Raw genomic sequence first — 17,280 nt, forward strand, 5'->3', positions numbered from 1 at the left:
GCCTCCTCAGACGGGCAGATGGGTGATCGAGTTGCCCTGCTCGTCGTGCTCGGTCAGCGGCGGTGCTATCTCTTCAAGCGACTTGCCCTCGGCATCAACACCCCACACAATGGCCACGGTCGCGCCGATGAGCATGATGGCGGTCGCGATGAGGTAGCCCCAGAACATCGGGGTACGGTCCTTGCCGTCTCCGATCAGCCACCCGTAGAACACCGGCCCCAACGCTCCGAAGACCTGGGCGACCGCGAAGAAGTAGGAGATGGCCTGACCGCGGACCTCCTGCGGGAATATCTCCGACACGGTCAGGTAGCCCGCAGAAGCGCCGGCGGAGGCGAAGAAGAACGCGACGCACCAGAACGCGGTGTGCGTGACGGGGTTGAGGTGATCCCCCAGGAACAACACGGCGGAGATGCCCAGGATCACCCCTGAGATCGAGTAGCAACCACCGATCATCCGGCGCCGACCGACGGTGTCGAAGAACCGGCCGAGGACCAGCGGCCCGAGCAGGTTACCGATCGCGAACGGGAAGAAGTAGACCGCCGCCTGGGAGCTGGACAGGCCGTAGAAGTTCTTCAGGACCAGCGCGTAGGTGAAGAAGATGGCGTTGTAGAGGAAGCTCTGCGTGATCATCAAGGTAGCGCCCAGCACCGTGCGGGTCGGATAGAGCTTGAAGAACACGTAGACCAGCTGCTTGGTCGTCAGGGCCTCGCCGGCCTTGATCCAACGGCCGTCGGACTCTTCGTGATGGGGCAGTTCTCCACCCGCATCACGGATCTCGTGCTCGATGCCGCCGACGATCGTCTCGGCCTCTTCCGCGTGACCGTGCGTCAGCAGCCACCGCGGGCTCTCCGGGATGTGGCGACGAAGGTAGATGATGCCCAGGCCCAGGATCGGGCCGATGAAGAAGGCGATCCGCCAGCCGATGTCCTGCCCGAAGCGGCTGGTGTCGAGCAGGAACGTACTGGCCAGGGCGCCGATGGCCGCACCGCCCCAGTAGGTGCCGTTGATGGCCAGGTCGACGCGGCCTCGCTGCTTACCCGGTATCAGCTCGTCGATCGCTGAGTTCACCGCCGAGTACTCACCGCCGATGCCCATGCCGGAGATGAAACGGAACAACAGGAATACCCACATCGTCGGCGCGAGACCGGACGCCGCGGCTCCCACCAGGTAGACCACGAGGGTGAGGGTGAACATCTTCTTGCGGCCCCAGGAATCAGTGAGCCGACCGAAGAACAATGCGCCGGCTACCTCGCCGAGCAGGTAGACGGTACCCGCGAGGCCGACATCGGAGCTGCTCATGTGCAGCGTCTTCTCGAAGCCGCCGGCGGCGACGATCTGGATCTCGAGTCCATCGAGGATCCATGCGGTGCCGAGCCCGAAAATGACCATCCAGTGGAATCGGGTCCACGGCATGTCATGCATGCGCGCAGGGACCATGCTGCGGATGGGCTTGTCCTGCTTGGTTGACGCAGCAGTCATGCGCGCTCCTCGACCCGTGCGAGATGACCAGTTGTCATAGCCACCGAATGCTCTATCTTTTTAGCATCCTGTAATCCACGACGCAATGACCGCTTCGAGCGACGCGGTACGTGCCACGAACACCCGGCTCATGGGGCGGGTGGATCAGTGGTGAACCGGAGTTGCGGCGCGGACAGCGTCCGTGGTGGCCACGCTCGGAAGCGTCCGCGGGTACAAGCTCAGCACTCCCCAGGTGACGACGACGACCAGCAGGCAGGCCATCAGCATGTGGATGAGGACCAGCGCGCCTGGTACGCCGAGGAAGTACTGGGTGTACCCGATGATGCCCTGCAGCACGGTGACGATCGCCACGAGACGCCAGACCCGCATGGCGCTGCGTGCACCGGCCATCGAGGTGGCGACCAGCATCGCGACCACCAGGCCACTGAAGAGCATCACCATGTCTGCATGCAGCCAGGCTGCAGATTGCGGACTGAAGCTGAATCTCGCCGGGTGTGCTGCATCTCCGGAATGCGGTCCGGCTCCGGTCACGGCCGTGCCGAGGATGAGAACGATGGCGGCAATCGTTGCCGTGCCTGTGCCGAGCCACCGTAGTTCCCGGCGCACCTGGACCAGGCGGTGCGTACGGATCTGCCACACGACCCACGCGGAGGTGGCCACCAGCACCATCGAGATCAGGAAGTGCACCGCCACGATGAAGGGGTTGAGGTCGGTCAGGACCGAGATCCCGCCGACGATCGCCTGCAGCGCGATACCTGCCAGGACGCCGAAAGCAGGCAGCAGGAGGGCCTGCCGGTTGCCGGCGCGTCGGTGACCGAGGATTGCGAGGATCAGCAGCACCGCCACGACGCCCACCACCGAGGTGAGGGTGCGGTTACCGAACTCGACAAACTTGTGCCAGGACTGTTCCTGGTGGGCGACGGGGATGATCGACCCGTTGACGCACTGCGGCCATGTGGGGCACCCGAGCCCACTTCCGGACAGCCGCACCAGTCCGCCGGTGCCGACAATGCCGATCTCGACAGCAAGGTTGATCCACGCCAGGGGCCGTAACCATCCGGCGAGTAGATCGGTCAGCGAGTGCCAGCCGCGCCGGACGACGCCGCCCGGCAGATCTGTGCGTACCGCGGTGCTCATCAGTCACTCCATCGGAAGAATCTAGTCACCAGAAAAGCCCCGAGGCCACCCCAGCAGAGCAGGACGACGATCGGTCCGATCGCACTGACATCGTGGCCGGTGAGAGCGGCACGCAGCCCGTCGCCGAGCGCACCGGAGGGCAGCAACCGGATGACATCTGCAACGCCCGTCGGGAAACGATCGCTCGGGACGAGTAGTCCGCCGCCGGCTGCCAGCAGGACCCAGATCAAGTTTGCGACAGCGAGGGTCGCTTCAGCACGTAGCACCCCCGACAACGCCAGCGCCAACGCGACCCAGACCGCGCTTCCCAGGATCAGCAGCACGGCGGCGACCGCTATGCCGGCGAGCTGGGGATGCCACCCGAACGCCAGACCCAGAGCGCTCAGCAGCACGGTCTGCGCGGCAACCACGGTCAGCACGGCGATTGCTTTTCCGGCCAGCAGACCGCTGCGCCCGAGCGGTGTCGTGCCCAACAGGCGGAGGACGCCGTAACGGCGGTCGAACCCCGTGGAGATGGCCTGGCCGGTGAACGCGGTCGAGACGACGGCCAGCGCGAGTACGCCGGGCACGGCCAGGTCGATGCGCCGACCCGGTCCCAGGCCTGGAGCGGTGGAGATCGCCAGCCCGACCAGCGCCAGCGCCGGTAGCACCAGCGACACCAGGAGCTGCTCCCCATTGGACAGCAGGGTGCGTCCCTCGAACGTGGCCTGAGCTCGAATGCGGGCACCGGGACCGGCGGCAGCGGTCATCGCAGGACCGCGGTCCTGGTGAGCGCGAAGTAGGCCGACTCCAAGGTGCCGGGCGCGTAGGGCGCATCCGGGTCCTTGGTCGCGAGGGCGCTCACATCGGCGACCGAACCGTCCGCGACGACCCGTCCGGCAGCGACGACGACCACCCGATCTGCGAGTCGCTCGGCCTCTTCGAACGAATGGGTCGTCACCAACACGGCCGCACCGCGATCACGGGCCGCCCTGATGAGGTCCCACACGTCCAGGCGGCTGTGCGGATCGAGACCGGCGCTCGGTTCGTCCAGGAAGACGACGTCGGGTCGTCCGATCAACGCTGCCGCGAGCGCCACGCGCTGCCGTTGTCCGCCCGATAGGCGACGAGTGGGCGTCTGCGCGAAATCGGCGATGCCCAGGCATTCGACCAGCATGTTGCGATCGTCCTGCGCATACATCCCGGCGAGATGGCGTAGCAGTCGGTCAGGCGCGACGCTGGCCGGTAGTCCGCCGTCCTGCAGCATCACCCCGACCTGTGCGCGATGCTCAGCGCCGGCTCGCCACGGATCGGTGCCCAGCACCAGCACACTTCCGTCCTGGGGTTCCCGTAGGCCTACCGCGAGCTCGACCGCTGTCGTCTTCCCGGCTCCGTTGGGGCCGAGGACACAGGTGACCTCGGCGGCCTTCGCATCGAAGGACAACCCGTGCAGGGCGTGCTTGGCGCCGTAACGGTGTGAGACATCCCGAAGCTGCACGGGATTCTCGAAGTTCACACCCCGAGTTTAGAGCGTGTCGATATCGGGTCTGTGCGGGGTGTGGTCTCGAGCTTTCGGCGGGTCTATCGTCTCTGTTGACTATCGATAGTTGGGGCCCAGCGGGTTGGACAGGACGTCATTTCATGAACGCACGATGGACGGGTCTGATTGCTGCGACCAGCGCGCTGCTGGGCAGCGGGGTCTGCACGGCCTCGGCCGTGAACGCGGTCTCGCTGCGGCCGACGTCTACCCGGGTTGCCGCGACGGCGCGCGCCGACATTTCACCCGGCGGTGCGAGCGCGTGCAACGCACTCAGCACATTGAACCGGATGTCGCTGGAGCAACGGGTCGGTCAGATGTTCATGGTGGGCACACCGGCGACGGCCGCCAGCGCCACGGTGCTGGACCAGATATCGCGCTACCACGTCGGCAACGTGTTCCTCAGCGGTCGCAGCACCAGCGGTACTGCCACTCCTGCGCGGACGACCGCGGCGTTGCGCGCACGGGTGACCGCGAGCAGCACGGCCGGCACACCGCTGTTCATTGCGACCGATCAGGAAGGCGGTTACGTCCAGGTCCTGCAGGGCGCCGGCTTCAGCAGGATCCCGACTGCGCTCACTCAGGGTTCCTGGTCCTCCTCCACCTTGCAGCGATCGGCCGCGACTTGGGCCCGTCAACTGGCGGGTGTCGGCGTGAACCTCAACCTGGCTCCCGTGGCGGGCACCGTCCCGAGTGCCGCTGCTGCCCGGAACAACCCACCGATCGGGGTTTTCCAGCGGGAGTACGGATACACCTCGTATGCAACGGCCGCTGGGTCGTCTGCATTCGTTCGTGGCATGGACGACGGCGGTGTCGGTGCGACGACCAAGCATTTCCCGGGCCTCGGAATAGTCACCGGCAACACCGACACGACCTATGGAGTCCACGACCGGCAGACAAGCGCATCCAGCGCGTACCTGAATCCGTTCGCGACCGATATCAACGATGGAGCCAGCGCGGTCATGATGTCCTCGGCCATCTACGACAAGATCGACCCGAGCACCCTGGCCGTCTTCTCCCCGAAGGTCGTCAACCTGGTACGACAGAGAGGCTTTACCGGGCCGATCATGTCCGACGACCTCGGAAACGCTGTCCAACCGGGTCGTTGGCCGGTGGCCAATCGGGCCATCAACGCCCTCTACGCCGGGGTGGATCTGATCCTCACCGTCAATCCCGCGGTTGTCCCGGTCATGTACAACGCGATCCTGCAGATGGCCCAGGGCAGCCCCTACTGGTCGAAGAAGGTGGACAACGCCGCCTACGAGGTGCTGCTCGGTAAGGAACGACGTGGTCTGTTGGGCAGCAGCTGCGTGGGCTGACCGGGCGGTCGGCTTCGACAGCTGGGAAAACACGTACCTCCCGGTGACATGATCACGTTCTATCCGTCGTCTGCAGCGGGTAATCAGCACGCCTGATGACCGGTTGCGAAGTGCTCGCGCCGCAGGGTCAGGACAGTTAGGGCAACCTGCCTACTCGATACCCAGGCAATTAGGTCACACTGGTGTGGTGATTATCGCTGAGCACGCGGGAACCCCCGCTTCGATGCGGTGCGACCCCGAGGACGCGCTGAGCGCCGGAGCGCCGTCAGCTGGCACATCGTCAGGTCTGGATGAGTCACCTGCCACCGACCAGGGCAGCACCCGCGACAAGGTTCTGCAGGAGATATCCGAGCACGGCCCGCTGAGCGCGGCCGACCTCGGACTGAGACTCGGTCTCACATCGGCGGCTGTCCGCCGCCATCTGGACGGATTGTCGCAGCACCGCTACATCTCCGAAGCGGCTCCCACCACCCATCGCACCCGCGGTCGGGGACGGCCGGCACGGTCGTACGTGCTCAGTGGTCTCGGTCACACGCATCTACGCGGCTCCTACAACGAGCTCGCCGTCTCGGCGCTCGATTTCCTGGATCGTCGCGGCGGCCCGGGAGCGGTGCGCGCGTTTGCTGCAGAGCGGGCAGCCGATCTTGCGGTCATCGCAGCCCCTGCGGTCACGGCTGCCGGCGATGACCTCGACGCGAAGGTGGCGGCGCTCGCTGAGGTACTCACCAGACAGGGGTATGCGGCCAGCACCCGGCCGGTGGGTGACGGAACATCCCAGGTCGGCATGCAGTTGTGCCAAGGGCACTGTCCGGTCCAGGACGCCGCGGGCCAGTATGCACAGTTCTGCGAGACGGAGACTGAGATGTTCTCGGATCTGCTCGGCGTGCATGTTCAGCGGCTCGCGTCGCTGGCCAACGGCGAACACGTCTGCACCACCTTCATACCTACCGGTCCATCGACGTCGACGAGTTCGGCCGATCGAGCGGTTGCCGGCACGACCACCACTACCCGCAGCACCAGCGAGAGGAACCAACGATGAGCACCATCGAAGAACTGAACCCGGGCCTGGCCGACATCGGCCGCTACGCGTTCGGCTGGTCCGACAGCGACACCGCCGGCGCGACAGCCAAGCGTGGTCTGTCCACGCAGGTCGTGGAGGACATCTCCGGGCGCAAGTCCGAGCCGGAGTGGATGCTCAAGCTGCGTCTGAAGGCCCTGCGACTGTTCGACAAGAAGCCGATGCCCACCTGGGGTAGTGACCTGACCGGTATCGACTTCCAGAACATCAAGTACTTCGTGAAGTCGACCGAGAAGCAGGCCACCACCTGGGAGGAACTGCCCGAGGACATCCGCAACACCTACGACCGCCTCGGCATCCCCGAAGCCGAGAAGCAGCGCCTCGTCGGTGGCGTGGCGGCGCAGTACGAGTCCGAGGTCGTCTACCACCAGATCCGTGAGGACCTGGAGGAAAAGGGTGTCATCTTCGTCGACACCGATACCGGCCTGCGCGAGCACGAAGAACTCTTCCGCGAATATTTCGGCACCGTCATCCCGGTCGGCGACAACAAGTTCGCGTCACTGAACTCTGCGGTCTGGTCCGGCGGGTCGTTCATCTATGTGCCCAAGGGCGTTCACATCGACATCCCGCTGCAGGCCTATTTCCGGATCAACACCGAGAACATGGGCCAGTTCGAGCGCACCCTGATCATTGCCGACGAGGACTCCTACGTGCATTACGTCGAGGGTTGCACCGCGCCGATCTACAAGTCGGACTCGTTGCACTCCGCCGTCGTGGAAATCATCGTGAAGAAGGGTGCCCGCGTCCGCTACACGACGATTCAGAACTGGTCGAACAACGTGTACAACCTGGTCACCAAGCGCGCGACCTGCGAAGCCGGCGCCACCATGGAGTGGATCGACGGCAACATAGGCTCCAAGGTCACCATGAAGTACCCGGCCGTCTACCTGATGGGCGAGCACGCCAAGGGCGAGACGCTGTCGATCGCGTTCGCCGGCGAGGGCCAGCACCAGGACGCCGGCTCCAAGATGGTGCACTGCGCGCCGAACACCTCCAGCTCGATCGTCAGCAAGTCGGTCGCACGTGGTGGTGGACGTACCTCCTACCGCGGGTTGGTCCAGATCCTCGAAGGCGCCAAGAAGTCCAAGTCCAGCGTCGTCTGCGACGCCCTGCTGGTCGATCAGATCAGCCGCTCGGACACCTACCCCTACGTCGATGTGCGTGAAGACGACGTCCAGATGGGCCATGAGGCCACCGTCTCCAAGGTCAGCGAAGACCAGCTCTTCTACCTGCAGTCGCGCGGGATGACCGAGACCGAAGCGATGGCAATGATCGTGCGCGGGTTCGTCGAGCCGATCGCGCGTGAGTTGCCGATGGAGTACGCGCTGGAGCTGAACCGCCTCATCGAACTGCAGATGGAAGGCGCCGTGGGCTGAACCACCCCACCTCAGCCAGCTCGCACCTCTTCCTTGCCGCACCACAGAAAGGCACCCACCACAGATGTCCCTGCTCACCCCCGACGCAACGACGCACACCGACCCCGGTGCGCTCGCCAGCGGAGCCGTCATACCGGACAAGTCCCGCGCCGAGCGGGTCACGTCCTTCGACGTCGCCGACTTCCCGATCCCGCACGGCCGGGAGGAGGAGTGGCGTTTCACTCCCGTCGATCGCCTGGGCGGCATCTTCGCCGACCGGGACGGCGACAGCGACGCGCTGGAACTGTCGTTGGACGGCGTTGCGGATGTCCTGGTCGAACCCCTGGCCATCGGTGAAAGCCCACGCGGTACCGGGCTTGTGCCCGGCGATCGTGCCGCTGTCGTGGCGCACGCCCACAGCCCCAAGGCCATGCACCTGCGCCTGGAAGCGGACCGCGAGTACTCGGAGCCGCAGCGCCTGGGCATTCGTGGCACCGGCGCGGGAAAGCGTTCAGTCGGCCATATCGTGATCGAGGCCGGACGGCACAGCAAGGGCATGGTGATCCTGGACCACACCGGGTCCGCCGATGTCACTGCCAACGTCGAGGTCATCGTCGGAGACGGTGCGAACCTGACCGTGGTGAGCCTGCAGCGCTGGGACAACGACGCCAACCACCTGTCTCAGCACGACGCGCTCGTCGGTCGTGATGCCTCCTACCGCCACATCGCAGTGTCGTTGGGCGGCAGCATCGTGCGGATGAACGCCGGGGTCCGGTACGCCGGGCCGGGTGGATCGGCAACGCTTCTCGGCGTTTATTTCGCCGACGCCGGTCAGCACCTGGAACACCGGTCGTTCGTGGATCACAACACCCCGCACTGTCAGTCGCTGGTGACCTACAAGGGCGCGCTGCAGGGCGATTCAGCGCACACCGTGTGGGTGGGTGATGTGTTGATCCGCGCTGAGGCCGAGGGCATCGAAACCTACGAACTCAACCGGAACCTGGTACTGACCGACGGGGCGCGTGCGGACTCCGTGCCGAACCTGGAGATCGAGACCGGCGAGATCGAAGGCGCCGGGCACGCGTCCTCAACGGGCCGCTTCGACGATGAGCAGCTGTTCTATCTGCAGGCGCGTGGCATTCCCGAAGATCAGGCGCGACGGCTCGTGGTGCGTGGTTTCTTCGCTGATGTGGTGGCCAAGATCGGTGTGCCCGAGGTCATCGAGACCGTCATGGCGGCCATCGAAGAGGAGCTTCGGCAGGCCGGCGAATGACCGCGGAAATGGCGACTGAGAACTTCGTCCGCATCTGCGCCGCCGGTGATCTCGCCCGCGAGACCGCGACCCAGTTCACCGTGCACGACATCGAGATCGCCGTGGTTCGCACCGAAACCGGTGACGTGTATGCGGTCAATGACGTCTGCTCGCACGGTCAGGTCTCACTCTCCGAAGGCGAAGTGGAGGGGTGCATGATCGAGTGCTGGCTGCACGGTTCACGTTTCGACCTGCGCACCGGGCAGCCCGACTGCCTACCAGCGACTGCACCCATTGATATCTACCCCGTGAAAATCGACGGCGACGACGTGCTCGTAGCTGTCCCTACCAACTAGAAGGACACCGAACACCTATGACAACTCTCGAGATTCGCGACCTGCACGTGTCCGTCGACACGGAGCACGGCCCCAAGGAGATATTGAAGGGCGTCGACCTCACCATCGAATCGGGCACCACGCACGCGATCATGGGCCCCAACGGGTCCGGCAAGTCGACGCTTGCCTACAGCATCGCCGGGCACCCCAAGTACAACGTCACCAGCGGAACGGTGACGCTGGACGGTGAGGATGTCCTGGCGATGAAGGTGGACGAACGCGCCCGCGCCGGCCTTTTCCTCGCGATGCAGTACCCCGTGGAAGTACCGGGCGTCAGCGTCTCCAACTTCCTGCGGACGGCAAAGACGGCCGTATCGGGGGAGGCTCCCAAGCTGCGTACCTGGATCAAGGACGTGAAGGGCGCCATGGAAAATCTGCGGATGGACCCTGAGTTTGCCGAGCGCAACGTGAACGAGGGCTTCTCCGGCGGCGAGAAGAAGCGCCATGAAATCCTGCAGATGGAGCTGCTGCAGCCCAAGATCGCGATCCTTGACGAGACCGACTCCGGCCTGGATGTCGATGCGTTGCGTATCGTTTCCGAAGGGGTGAACCGCGCCAAGGAAAACAGTGACATCGGCGTGTTGCTGATCACCCACTACACCCGGATCCTGCAGTACATCAAGCCCGATCACGTCCATGTGTTCGTCAACGGCAGGGTCGCCGAAGAAGGCGGCCCGGAGCTGGCTGACCGCCTCGAGAACGAGGGCTACGACCGCTTCCTCGTCGACGCATCGGTTTGATCGGCATGCCGTTCGATGCGCAGCAGGTGCGAGCGGACTTTCCGCTGCTCGCGCGCACTGTCCGCGACGGCAAACCACTGATCTACCTCGATTCCGGTGCCACCTCGCAAAAGCCGAGCGTGGTGCTGGACGCCGAGCGCGACTTCTATGAGCGTCACAACTCAGCTGTGCACCGGGGTGCCCATCAGATCGCGGAGGAGGCCACCGATGCCTACGAGGGCGCCCGGGCGACGATCGCGGCCTTCATCGGTGCGCGCAGCGACGAGGTGGTGTTCACGAAGAACGCCACGGAGTCGCTGAATCTGGTCGCCTACGCATTCAGTAACGCGGGCGCACCCGGTGCGCTCGACGGGGTGGATCCGGCAGTTGCGCAGCAGTTGCGCATCGGTCCCGGTGACGACGTCGTGGTCACTGAAATGGAGCACCACGCAAATCTCGTGCCGTGGCAGGAGTTGTGTCGTCGCACCGGTGCGACACTGCGGTGGATTCCGGTCACTGCGGACGGTCAGCTCGATCTGGATCAGCTCGACTCGGTGCTGACTGATCGGTGCAAGGTGTTCGCGTTCACGCATGTGTCCAACGTGACCGGGGTGATCAACCCCGTGCACCTGCTCGTCGAACGGGCACGCGCCGTCGGCGCGCTCACCGTGCTGGATGCGTGCCAATCGGTGCCGCACCTACGCGTCGATGTCGTCGACCTGGGAGTGGACTTCGTTGCGTTCAGCGGCCACAAGATGCTCGGCCCGCTGGGAATCGGGGTCCTCTGGGGTCGCTCAGAGCTGTTGGCGGCAATGCCGCCCTTCCTGACGGGCGGCTCGATGATCGAGATGGTCACCATGGAAGGCTCGACCTACGCCCCGCCACCACAACGTTTCGAAGCCGGCGTGCCCGTTGCCGCCCAGGCTGTCGGCCTGGCTGCGGCCTGCGGCTATCTCGCCGGGCTCGGAATGACGAATGTCAGGAATCACGACCAGGCCATCACGCAGCAGGTGCTCGACGTCCTCGCGGAGCGGCCCTGGGTGCGGGTGCTCGGACCGTTGGACGCCACCCAGCGCACCGGCGCCGTTGCCTTGACCGTCGACGGGGTGCACCCACATGATGTCGGGCAGGTGCTCGACGACGGGGGAGTGGCTGTGCGCACCGGACACCACTGCGCATGGCCACTGCATCGGGCACAACGCATCACGGCGTCGACGAGGGTGAGCTTTTCGGTGTACACGACCGAGGCGGACATCACGACTTTCGCCACGACGTTGGACCGGGTGCCGCTGATTTTCGGACTCGAGACGGGAGCCGCCTGATGGACTTGTATCAGGAGCTGATCTTGGAGCACTCCAAACGACCTGTGCACGCTGGGCTTCGAGAGCCGTTCGACGGACAGGTACACCGTGTCAACACCACCTGCGGTGACGAAGTGACGCTTCGAGTGCGGCTGGAGGGCGACCGCGTCGTCGACGTTTCCTACGACGCGCTCGGCTGTTCGATCTCCATCGCGGCAGCGTCCATTCTTGCCGAACAAATCACCGGCGACACCGTCGCGCACTCGATGGACGTCTACGAAGCGACCAAGGAAATGTTGACAAGCCGCGGCACAATTGCCGGCAACGAGGACGTCATCGGTGATTCCGTGGCTCTTTCTGGCGTGTCGAAATACCCGGCTCGGGTCAAGTGCGCATTGCTGCCGTGGACTGCCTACACCGCAGCCCTCGCGGAGTCTCTCCCCGACGACTCAGCACACGAGATACTGGATTCACCGGCACTGAACACATCAATCACCCATGCAACCGGAGGTAGGCCATGACGGACACAGCCACGACCAGTACACCCAATGTCGCCGATGTCGAAGAGGCCCTGCGCGACGTCGTCGATCCCGAACTGGGCATCAACGTCGTCGACCTCGGACTGGTCTACGGGATCACCGTCGATGGCGAATCGAATGCAGTTATCGATATGACGCTGACCAGTGCGGCCTGCCCACTGACCGAGGTGATCGAGGATCAGATCGGCGCCGCCCTGGAGCCGCTGACCACGAGCCACCGGATCAACTGGGTGTGGATGCCGCCGTGGGGACCGGACAAGATCACCGACGACGGCCGCGACCAGTTGCGCGCGCTCGGCTTCAACGTCTGAATCACTTCGACGTCTGAGTTACTTCGACGTCTGAGTCACTTCGACGTCTGAACCGTTCAATACCTGAGTTTTCCAATGCCTGAGCTTTGGCGGCTGAGGTGGGGACCGGACGCGCATCCGCGTCCGGTCCCCACGTCATGTCAGCGCGAACCCTGGTCGCCAACCTTGTGCATGCATGAACGTCCCCCGGTGACAGATTTACTCCAAGCGCGCCGACCGGCCTGGTCCGGCTCTGGGTGGATTACTCGTACAGGACGTAGTCGGGTTGCGGACGCAATGCCAGGACCTGTTTCGGGGTCATCAACGGACCTGCCTTCGCGTCCTCGGAGAAGAACAGTTTGAAGCCCGGGCGGAAGAATTCCGGCGTGCCCTTCATGACACGCTCATAGGTACCGGTCTTGGCCGCCGCACCGCCGATCCCATCGACCGACTTGACCATGGCGACCCCATCGTGTGCCTTCAGCCCAGCGGGGGCGCGCAGGATGTCGGGGCGGAGCACGTGAACAACGAGAGCCTTCTCCGGTAGCCGGTGTTTTTCGACCAGTCCGGACAGATAATTCGCCACCGAGTCCACGACCGCTCCGGTCGTATGACCGAACACCCGACCGGGAATCTGCCCGGGCCCGATGGCCCACTCGGGGTCCAGGGCGAGTCCGACGTCGGGCTCGACCAGCCACTTCTCGTAAGCCTTGGCCTCGTCGATGAAGCGGGCGCGGCCAGGTTGAATATTGAGGATCAACAGCGCTTTTCGTTTACGAGCTGCTTTCAACCAGGTGTCGATGACCGAGTCGTCCATCCGAACCCTGTACATCCCGTCACGGCCTGGAGACCCCTGCACAACAGTTGCGATCAGCTCTGCAACCGGAAGGACCGAGCGTCCGTCGCCCCACCGCGGAGCCACCTTGATCATCTTGTCCATCTCGGTATCAAGATTGCCGATGCCCAGCTGTCCGAGCGCAGGAGCGTTCGGTGCACCGCACCAGCCGAAGAGACGGTTGGCCGGGAAGATCGTGCGACCACCGCCCGGCAGCTCCAGCGGCGGAGGCGGCGCAGAGGTGGTCGATGACGTGGAGCTGGGGCTGGGGGTCGAGGTGGCTGCGCGCGAGGCACCGGGTGTTGTTGCTGCCGGGTTTTTTGCCTGCGCGGCCTTGGTGGGCCCACCGCACGCGGCAATACCGGCCACTCCGAGGGCACCACCGATCACGCTGCGACGGGACGGTACTGGAGAAGTCATGCTCGACATCAGATCACGGGCTCGTGGCCAACCGGAGGACGAAACACGACAGTTTCCAATCCGGATGGCAGGTCGTGACGAATCACACATGGTAGACACACCTGTAGAGACCGCTTCGCGCCCCGGCCTGGCCGAATCCGTCGGACGTAGCGCGGTGCGGCAAGACTTGTTGACGGCCGATGACACGTTGCTATTCGGCAGCGGTCGGGCGTGGCAGAAGGGTTTCTCATGTCGATGAAGAAAACGCTCAGTCTGGCCGCGGCGGGTGCAGCGTGTATCGCGCTGCCGATGACTACCGCTCCCGCAGCGTTCGCGAGCTCGGGCACGACGAACTTGACGGCCAACCTGACCCAGTTGAACCAGTCCGGGGCCAGTGGCAAGGTGATGGCGTCGCTGACCGGTAACCAGCTGCAGATCACGATCACCTCCCAGGGGATGTCCGCGAACCTGCCGCACGCGCAGCACATTCACATCGGCGGCATGAACACCTGCCCGACCGCCAATCAGAAGGGGAAGGGCACCGACGGTCACCTGCGCACCACCGATGCGGCAGATCAGTACGGCGCTGTGAAGGTGTCACTGACGACTTCGGGCGACACCTCTGCCAAGAGCGCGTTGGCAGTGACGCGGTTTCCGGTCGGGAACGCGACCTACAAGGCCACCATCACGCTGTCCGCCGATGACGCGGCACAGGTGCGCGAAGGTCACGGCGTGATCGTGCGCCACGGCATCGACTACAACAAGAACGGCAAGTACGACGGCGCCGGCAAGTCCGACCTGGACCCCGCCCTGCCGGAAGAGGCAACCGACCCGGCTGTCTGCGGTGTACTCAATGTCAGCCAGATGAACACGGTGCCCAAGGGCGGCGTGAACACCGGTTACGCGAGCACCACTGACTCGACCAACTCCGTTGCGATCGGTGGCGGTGCTGCAGCAATCGCTCTCGGCGCTGCGGGTGTGGTGTTGATGCGTCGCCGCAAGCAGAGCAACGTCTGATAGCCAGCTGACGTCGACTCGTGAGTGACCGGACGCCCGCACAGCGCATCACCATTGTCGTGCTGTGTGCGTGTCTGGTCCTCGCGGGGGCTTGGGCCGTCGTGTGGGGTCTGCATCGCCCGCCGCACACGGCCTCAATTCCTCCTCCCAGCGCTACCTCCAGCACAGTGCCGGCCCCCTCGACGGGTTCGACCCGGTCGCCGACGGGCACATCGACGCCGGCCCCCACAAAGTCCACCGCGGCAGCGCAGCCGGCCGGCTCGGCGCCCACCGCGGTCCAGATCCCCAGCACCGATGAAGGCTCCGCCCTGCTGCAGTTGGGGACGGCCGAAGATCAGAGCATCGAGGTGCCCGACGATGCGCATGCCGATCAGGCCGGCTGGTACACCGGTTCGCCGATGCCGGGCCAGGACGGTCCCGCCGTCATCGTCGGCCACTCCACGAGTTCACGCGGAGCCGCAGTCTTCTTCCGGCTGGCGAAGGTCAAGGTAGGGGCTCGCATCGAGGTGTCGACCGCCACGGGGAAACGGTTGGTCTTCACTGTCTACCGGGTCGGTCAGTACGCAAAGACGAACTTCCCCTCGGCCGAGGTCTACGGCAACACCGCTGGCCCGGAGTTGCGCCTCGTCACCTGCGGAGGCACCTTCGATGCCCAGACCGGGCACTTCGAGGACAACACGGTGCTGTACGCCCGCCTGGCGGCATAGTGCCGTGAACTCAACCGCCGGTAGGCAGCCGGCGTCGGTGGAACGGATGCGGGAGGACCTCGGTGGATCGCTGTCCGCTCGCAGCGCCGTCTATCCGGGCCTGACGCATCGCCCGGTAGCGATCGAACAAGGCAATCAGGAGGCTCATCAGCAGCACCAGGAAGAACGCCCGGAACGGATCCGCGTACGCGTCGATGCGGCTACGCAGCAGCACCATCACTTCGACGGTGCTGCAGTTGATGGCCGCCAGGGTCGCGAACTGTGCGGTGGCGGTCCACCAGCGGTGACCGCGTGAGTAGATGACGTGACTGACCGCGGCGTTCACCGACACGAACAGGACAACAGAAATCACGATCTGCGTGGGGGTGGCACGGGCCCCCAGCACCCGGGCGAACACGACGCTGATCATGCCGACGAGCACGATCTTCTCGGCCAGACTGGACCACAACGGAATACCGAGGACGGATCGGGGAGCCGGCGGGGCGACGACCGACGCCGGGCGGTGCCGGTCGACTGCAACGGTGGGTGACCAGTCGCGGGCTGGCAGTCGATGCCAACACGCAGCCAGCGTCGCGCCGGCGATCACGACCAGGCCGATGACGACGGGCAGAATCCAGCCATGCGCTTCCGCCTGATCGGTGAAGTCCAACTTCGCGACATGGATCCACCACTCCTGGGGAAGCTTCACGAAGATCCAGATCGACGCGGCGAGCAGCAGGAGGGCCCGGCGGGACATGCGGGTCGGATCCCAACGAGTACGCACCACTTCGTACGCCATGAAGAAGTACTCGAAGGTGTTCGGGAAGATCAACAGCAACCACCCGGCATCGCTCAACTCGAACATGACCGTGCCGACCAGCCGGAAATACCAGAGGAACCGCCCGATCGCGAAGGCAGCCGGGTCGCTCCAGTTACGCATCATCGACGTGTAGGCGATGACCTGGTAGTACAGATCGAGCGCCTTGTCGTACTGCTCGTAATCGGACGGCAGTCCACCGAAGGTCTGGAAAACCGTCTGATCGACGGCATCGACGAAGAACGCTGCGAGGATTCCGGGCAACGGATATCTGGGGATCGCCAGCGGCACCAGCACCCGTGCGGTGACCACACACAGGAAGACCCAGCTCACGGTGCACCATCCGTCGGGAGGGCCGGCACATCGACCCGCTGACCGGCCGTCACGGCAAGTACGTGGACGGGCGGCTGAACCAGCGTCGCGAACAGGCCAGGATCCTGCCGGCGCCACGCAGCGCGGAACATCCGGCTGCCGGGGATCGCGAACGTCCCCCAGTGGATCGGCAGCACCTGGGTCAACTCCAGCTGGGCGCACAGCTGCGCTGCCTGGGCTGCGTCGAGGTGGTCGGGGCCGAGTGTGAAACCCCATCCGCCGATCGGTACGAGACCGATATCGACCTTGCCGCGCAGCTCGAGGAGTGCATCGACCATTCCGGTGTCGCCCGCGAACCACACGGACTGCGAACCGGAGATGAGGTAGCCCTGCGCGTGCGACTCCCGCCCGGCACGCCACCGGGCCCCGGTGTGCTGGGCGGGGACGGCGCAACAGTGCACCTCGCCGATGGTCGTGCTGTCACCGACCGCGAGCTCCACGACGTTGCGAAAACCCTCGGCCCGTAGCAAGGACCCGCGACCGGTGGGAAGCACGATCGTGGTGTCGCGGTCGATCCGGCGTAGCGACCGCAGGTCCAAATGGTCGTGATGCCCGTGGGAGATGAGGACCGCGTGCAGATCCGAGATCGCGGCGACTGACGGCAGCGGACCGCTGCGCCGCAACGGGCCGATCCAACGTCCCAGCACGGGGTCGGTCAGGATACGGACACCGTCCAGCTCGATCCCCACGGTCGAATGGCCCCACCAGGTGAACGACGCCGAGACGTGGGTGGCCGAGTCCTGCGCGTCGCTCAGCATGGGGAGACGGTAGCCG

Annotated in this window: 18 protein-coding genes; 11 read left to right on the plus strand and 7 right to left on the minus strand. The window is 65.0% G+C overall.

Annotation, left to right across the window (positions count from 1 at the left end; all coding sequences use genetic code 11):
• Positions 1-6: 6 nt before the first annotated feature.
• The 4 genes from V3G39_11135 to V3G39_11150 all read right to left on the minus strand — a co-directional run bounded on the left by V3G39_11135 (position 7) and on the right by V3G39_11150 (position 4,111).
• Positions 7-1,479: an MFS transporter gene (locus tag V3G39_11135; protein ID XAS75218.1), complete on the minus strand. Its 1,473-nt coding sequence runs from the start codon at positions 1,477-1,479 to the stop codon at positions 7-9.
• Positions 1,480-1,623: 144 nt separating this feature from the next.
• Positions 1,624-2,616: a COX15/CtaA family protein gene (locus tag V3G39_11140; protein XAS75219.1), complete on the minus strand. Its 993-nt coding sequence runs from the start codon at positions 2,614-2,616 to the stop codon at positions 1,624-1,626.
• The gene (locus tag V3G39_11145; GenBank protein ID XAS75220.1) at positions 2,616-3,365 is read right to left on the minus strand and encodes an ABC transporter permease; all 750 of its coding nucleotides are present in this window, start codon (positions 3,363-3,365) and stop codon (positions 2,616-2,618) included. The genes V3G39_11140 and V3G39_11145 overlap by 1 nt, the downstream gene beginning before the upstream one ends.
• Complete coding sequence (locus tag V3G39_11150; GenBank protein ID XAS75221.1) at positions 3,362-4,111, minus strand: ABC transporter ATP-binding protein; 750 nt, start codon at positions 4,109-4,111, stop codon at positions 3,362-3,364. Before V3G39_11150 ends, V3G39_11145 begins: the two co-directional genes overlap by 4 nt.
• A gap of 125 nt (positions 4,112-4,236) precedes the next feature.
• On the opposite strand from V3G39_11150, the gene V3G39_11155 reads away from it, so the two are divergent.
• The 9 genes from V3G39_11155 to V3G39_11195 all read left to right on the plus strand — a co-directional run bounded on the left by V3G39_11155 (position 4,237) and on the right by V3G39_11195 (position 12,401).
• Positions 4,237-5,451 carry a glycoside hydrolase family 3 N-terminal domain-containing protein gene (locus V3G39_11155; GenBank protein ID XAS75222.1) on the plus strand — a complete coding sequence of 405 codons (1,215 nt, stop codon included), beginning with the start codon at positions 4,237-4,239 and terminating at the stop codon, positions 5,449-5,451.
• Between the two features lie 187 nt (positions 5,452-5,638).
• Positions 5,639-6,490 carry a transcriptional regulator gene (locus tag V3G39_11160; protein XAS75223.1) on the plus strand — a complete coding sequence of 284 codons (852 nt, stop codon included), beginning with the start codon at positions 5,639-5,641 and terminating at the stop codon, positions 6,488-6,490.
• Positions 6,487-7,905: a Fe-S cluster assembly protein SufB gene (sufB, locus tag V3G39_11165; protein ID XAS75224.1), complete on the plus strand. Its 1,419-nt coding sequence runs from the start codon at positions 6,487-6,489 to the stop codon at positions 7,903-7,905. The genes V3G39_11160 and sufB overlap by 4 nt, the downstream gene beginning before the upstream one ends.
• Before the next feature lie 64 nt (positions 7,906-7,969).
• Positions 7,970-9,157 carry a Fe-S cluster assembly protein SufD gene (gene sufD, locus V3G39_11170; protein XAS75225.1) on the plus strand — a complete coding sequence of 396 codons (1,188 nt, stop codon included), beginning with the start codon at positions 7,970-7,972 and terminating at the stop codon, positions 9,155-9,157.
• 8 nt (positions 9,158-9,165) lie between these two features.
• Positions 9,166-9,492 carry a non-heme iron oxygenase ferredoxin subunit gene (locus V3G39_11175; GenBank protein ID XAS75226.1) on the plus strand — a complete coding sequence of 109 codons (327 nt, stop codon included), beginning with the start codon at positions 9,166-9,168 and terminating at the stop codon, positions 9,490-9,492.
• A gap of 17 nt (positions 9,493-9,509) precedes the next feature.
• Positions 9,510-10,271: a Fe-S cluster assembly ATPase SufC gene (sufC, locus tag V3G39_11180; protein ID XAS75227.1), complete on the plus strand. Its 762-nt coding sequence runs from the start codon at positions 9,510-9,512 to the stop codon at positions 10,269-10,271.
• A gap of 5 nt (positions 10,272-10,276) precedes the next feature.
• Entirely contained in the window at positions 10,277-11,572 is a 1,296-nt protein-coding gene (locus V3G39_11185) for a SufS family cysteine desulfurase (protein ID XAS75228.1), read from the plus strand.
• Entirely contained in the window at positions 11,572-12,072 is a 501-nt protein-coding gene (locus V3G39_11190) for an SUF system NifU family Fe-S cluster assembly protein (protein XAS75229.1), read from the plus strand. The genes V3G39_11185 and V3G39_11190 overlap by 1 nt, the downstream gene beginning before the upstream one ends.
• A complete protein-coding gene (locus V3G39_11195; GenBank protein XAS75230.1) occupies positions 12,069-12,401 on the plus strand; it encodes a metal-sulfur cluster assembly factor in 333 nt (110 codons plus the stop codon). Before V3G39_11190 ends, V3G39_11195 begins: the two co-directional genes overlap by 4 nt.
• Before the next feature lie 241 nt (positions 12,402-12,642).
• On the opposite strand, the gene V3G39_11200 is transcribed toward V3G39_11195, so the two are convergent.
• Positions 12,643-13,635, minus strand: coding sequence for a hypothetical protein (locus V3G39_11200; protein ID XAS75231.1), 993 nt, complete (start codon positions 13,633-13,635; stop codon positions 12,643-12,645).
• A 228-nt stretch (positions 13,636-13,863) separates the two neighbouring features.
• Between V3G39_11200 and V3G39_11205 the strand changes: the two genes are divergently transcribed.
• Positions 13,864-14,631 carry a hypothetical protein gene (locus V3G39_11205; protein ID XAS75232.1) on the plus strand — a complete coding sequence of 256 codons (768 nt, stop codon included), beginning with the start codon at positions 13,864-13,866 and terminating at the stop codon, positions 14,629-14,631.
• Positions 14,632-14,651: 20 nt separating this feature from the next.
• Positions 14,652-15,338 carry a class F sortase gene (locus tag V3G39_11210; protein ID XAS75233.1) on the plus strand — a complete coding sequence of 229 codons (687 nt, stop codon included), beginning with the start codon at positions 14,652-14,654 and terminating at the stop codon, positions 15,336-15,338.
• Positions 15,339-15,348: 10 nt separating this feature from the next.
• On the opposite strand, the gene V3G39_11215 is transcribed toward V3G39_11210, so the two are convergent.
• Positions 15,349-16,467 carry a hypothetical protein gene (locus tag V3G39_11215; GenBank protein XAS75234.1) on the minus strand — a complete coding sequence of 373 codons (1,119 nt, stop codon included), beginning with the start codon at positions 16,465-16,467 and terminating at the stop codon, positions 15,349-15,351.
• Positions 16,464-17,264: an MBL fold metallo-hydrolase gene (locus V3G39_11220; protein ID XAS75235.1), complete on the minus strand. Its 801-nt coding sequence runs from the start codon at positions 17,262-17,264 to the stop codon at positions 16,464-16,466. The genes V3G39_11215 and V3G39_11220 overlap by 4 nt, the downstream gene beginning before the upstream one ends.
• Positions 17,265-17,280: the final 16 nt, after the last annotated feature.

Source organism: Dermatophilaceae bacterium Sec6.4 (assembly GCA_039636865.1).
GTDB lineage: Bacteria > Actinomycetota > Actinomycetes > Actinomycetales > Dermatophilaceae > Allobranchiibius.

Bases quoted from the DNA above. Each gene is read 5' to 3' on its own strand.
- V3G39_11140 (XAS75219.1), bottom strand. From the start codon at position 2,616: ATGAGCACCGCGGTACGCACAGATCTGCCGGGCGGCGTCGTCCGGCGC.
- V3G39_11200 (XAS75231.1), bottom strand. From the start codon at position 13,635: ATGACTTCTCCAGTACCGTCCCGTCGCAGCGTGATCGGTGGTGCCCTC.
- V3G39_11155 (XAS75222.1), top strand. From the start codon at position 4,237: ATGAACGCACGATGGACGGGTCTGATTGCTGCGACCAGCGCGCTGCTG.
- V3G39_11145 (XAS75220.1), bottom strand. From the start codon at position 3,365: ATGACCGCTGCCGCCGGTCCCGGTGCCCGCATTCGAGCTCAGGCCACG.
- sufD (XAS75225.1), top strand. From the start codon at position 7,970: ATGTCCCTGCTCACCCCCGACGCAACGACGCACACCGACCCCGGTGCG.
- V3G39_11175 (XAS75226.1), top strand. From the start codon at position 9,166: ATGGCGACTGAGAACTTCGTCCGCATCTGCGCCGCCGGTGATCTCGCC.
- V3G39_11195 (XAS75230.1), top strand. From the start codon at position 12,069: ATGACGGACACAGCCACGACCAGTACACCCAATGTCGCCGATGTCGAA.
- sufB (XAS75224.1), top strand. From the start codon at position 6,487: ATGAGCACCATCGAAGAACTGAACCCGGGCCTGGCCGACATCGGCCGC.
- V3G39_11185 (XAS75228.1), top strand. From the start codon at position 10,277: ATGCCGTTCGATGCGCAGCAGGTGCGAGCGGACTTTCCGCTGCTCGCG.
- sufC (XAS75227.1), top strand. From the start codon at position 9,510: ATGACAACTCTCGAGATTCGCGACCTGCACGTGTCCGTCGACACGGAG.
- V3G39_11220 (XAS75235.1), bottom strand. From the start codon at position 17,264: ATGCTGAGCGACGCGCAGGACTCGGCCACCCACGTCTCGGCGTCGTTC.
- V3G39_11205 (XAS75232.1), top strand. From the start codon at position 13,864: ATGTCGATGAAGAAAACGCTCAGTCTGGCCGCGGCGGGTGCAGCGTGT.
- V3G39_11190 (XAS75229.1), top strand. From the start codon at position 11,572: ATGGACTTGTATCAGGAGCTGATCTTGGAGCACTCCAAACGACCTGTG.
- V3G39_11135 (XAS75218.1), bottom strand. From the start codon at position 1,479: ATGACTGCTGCGTCAACCAAGCAGGACAAGCCCATCCGCAGCATGGTC.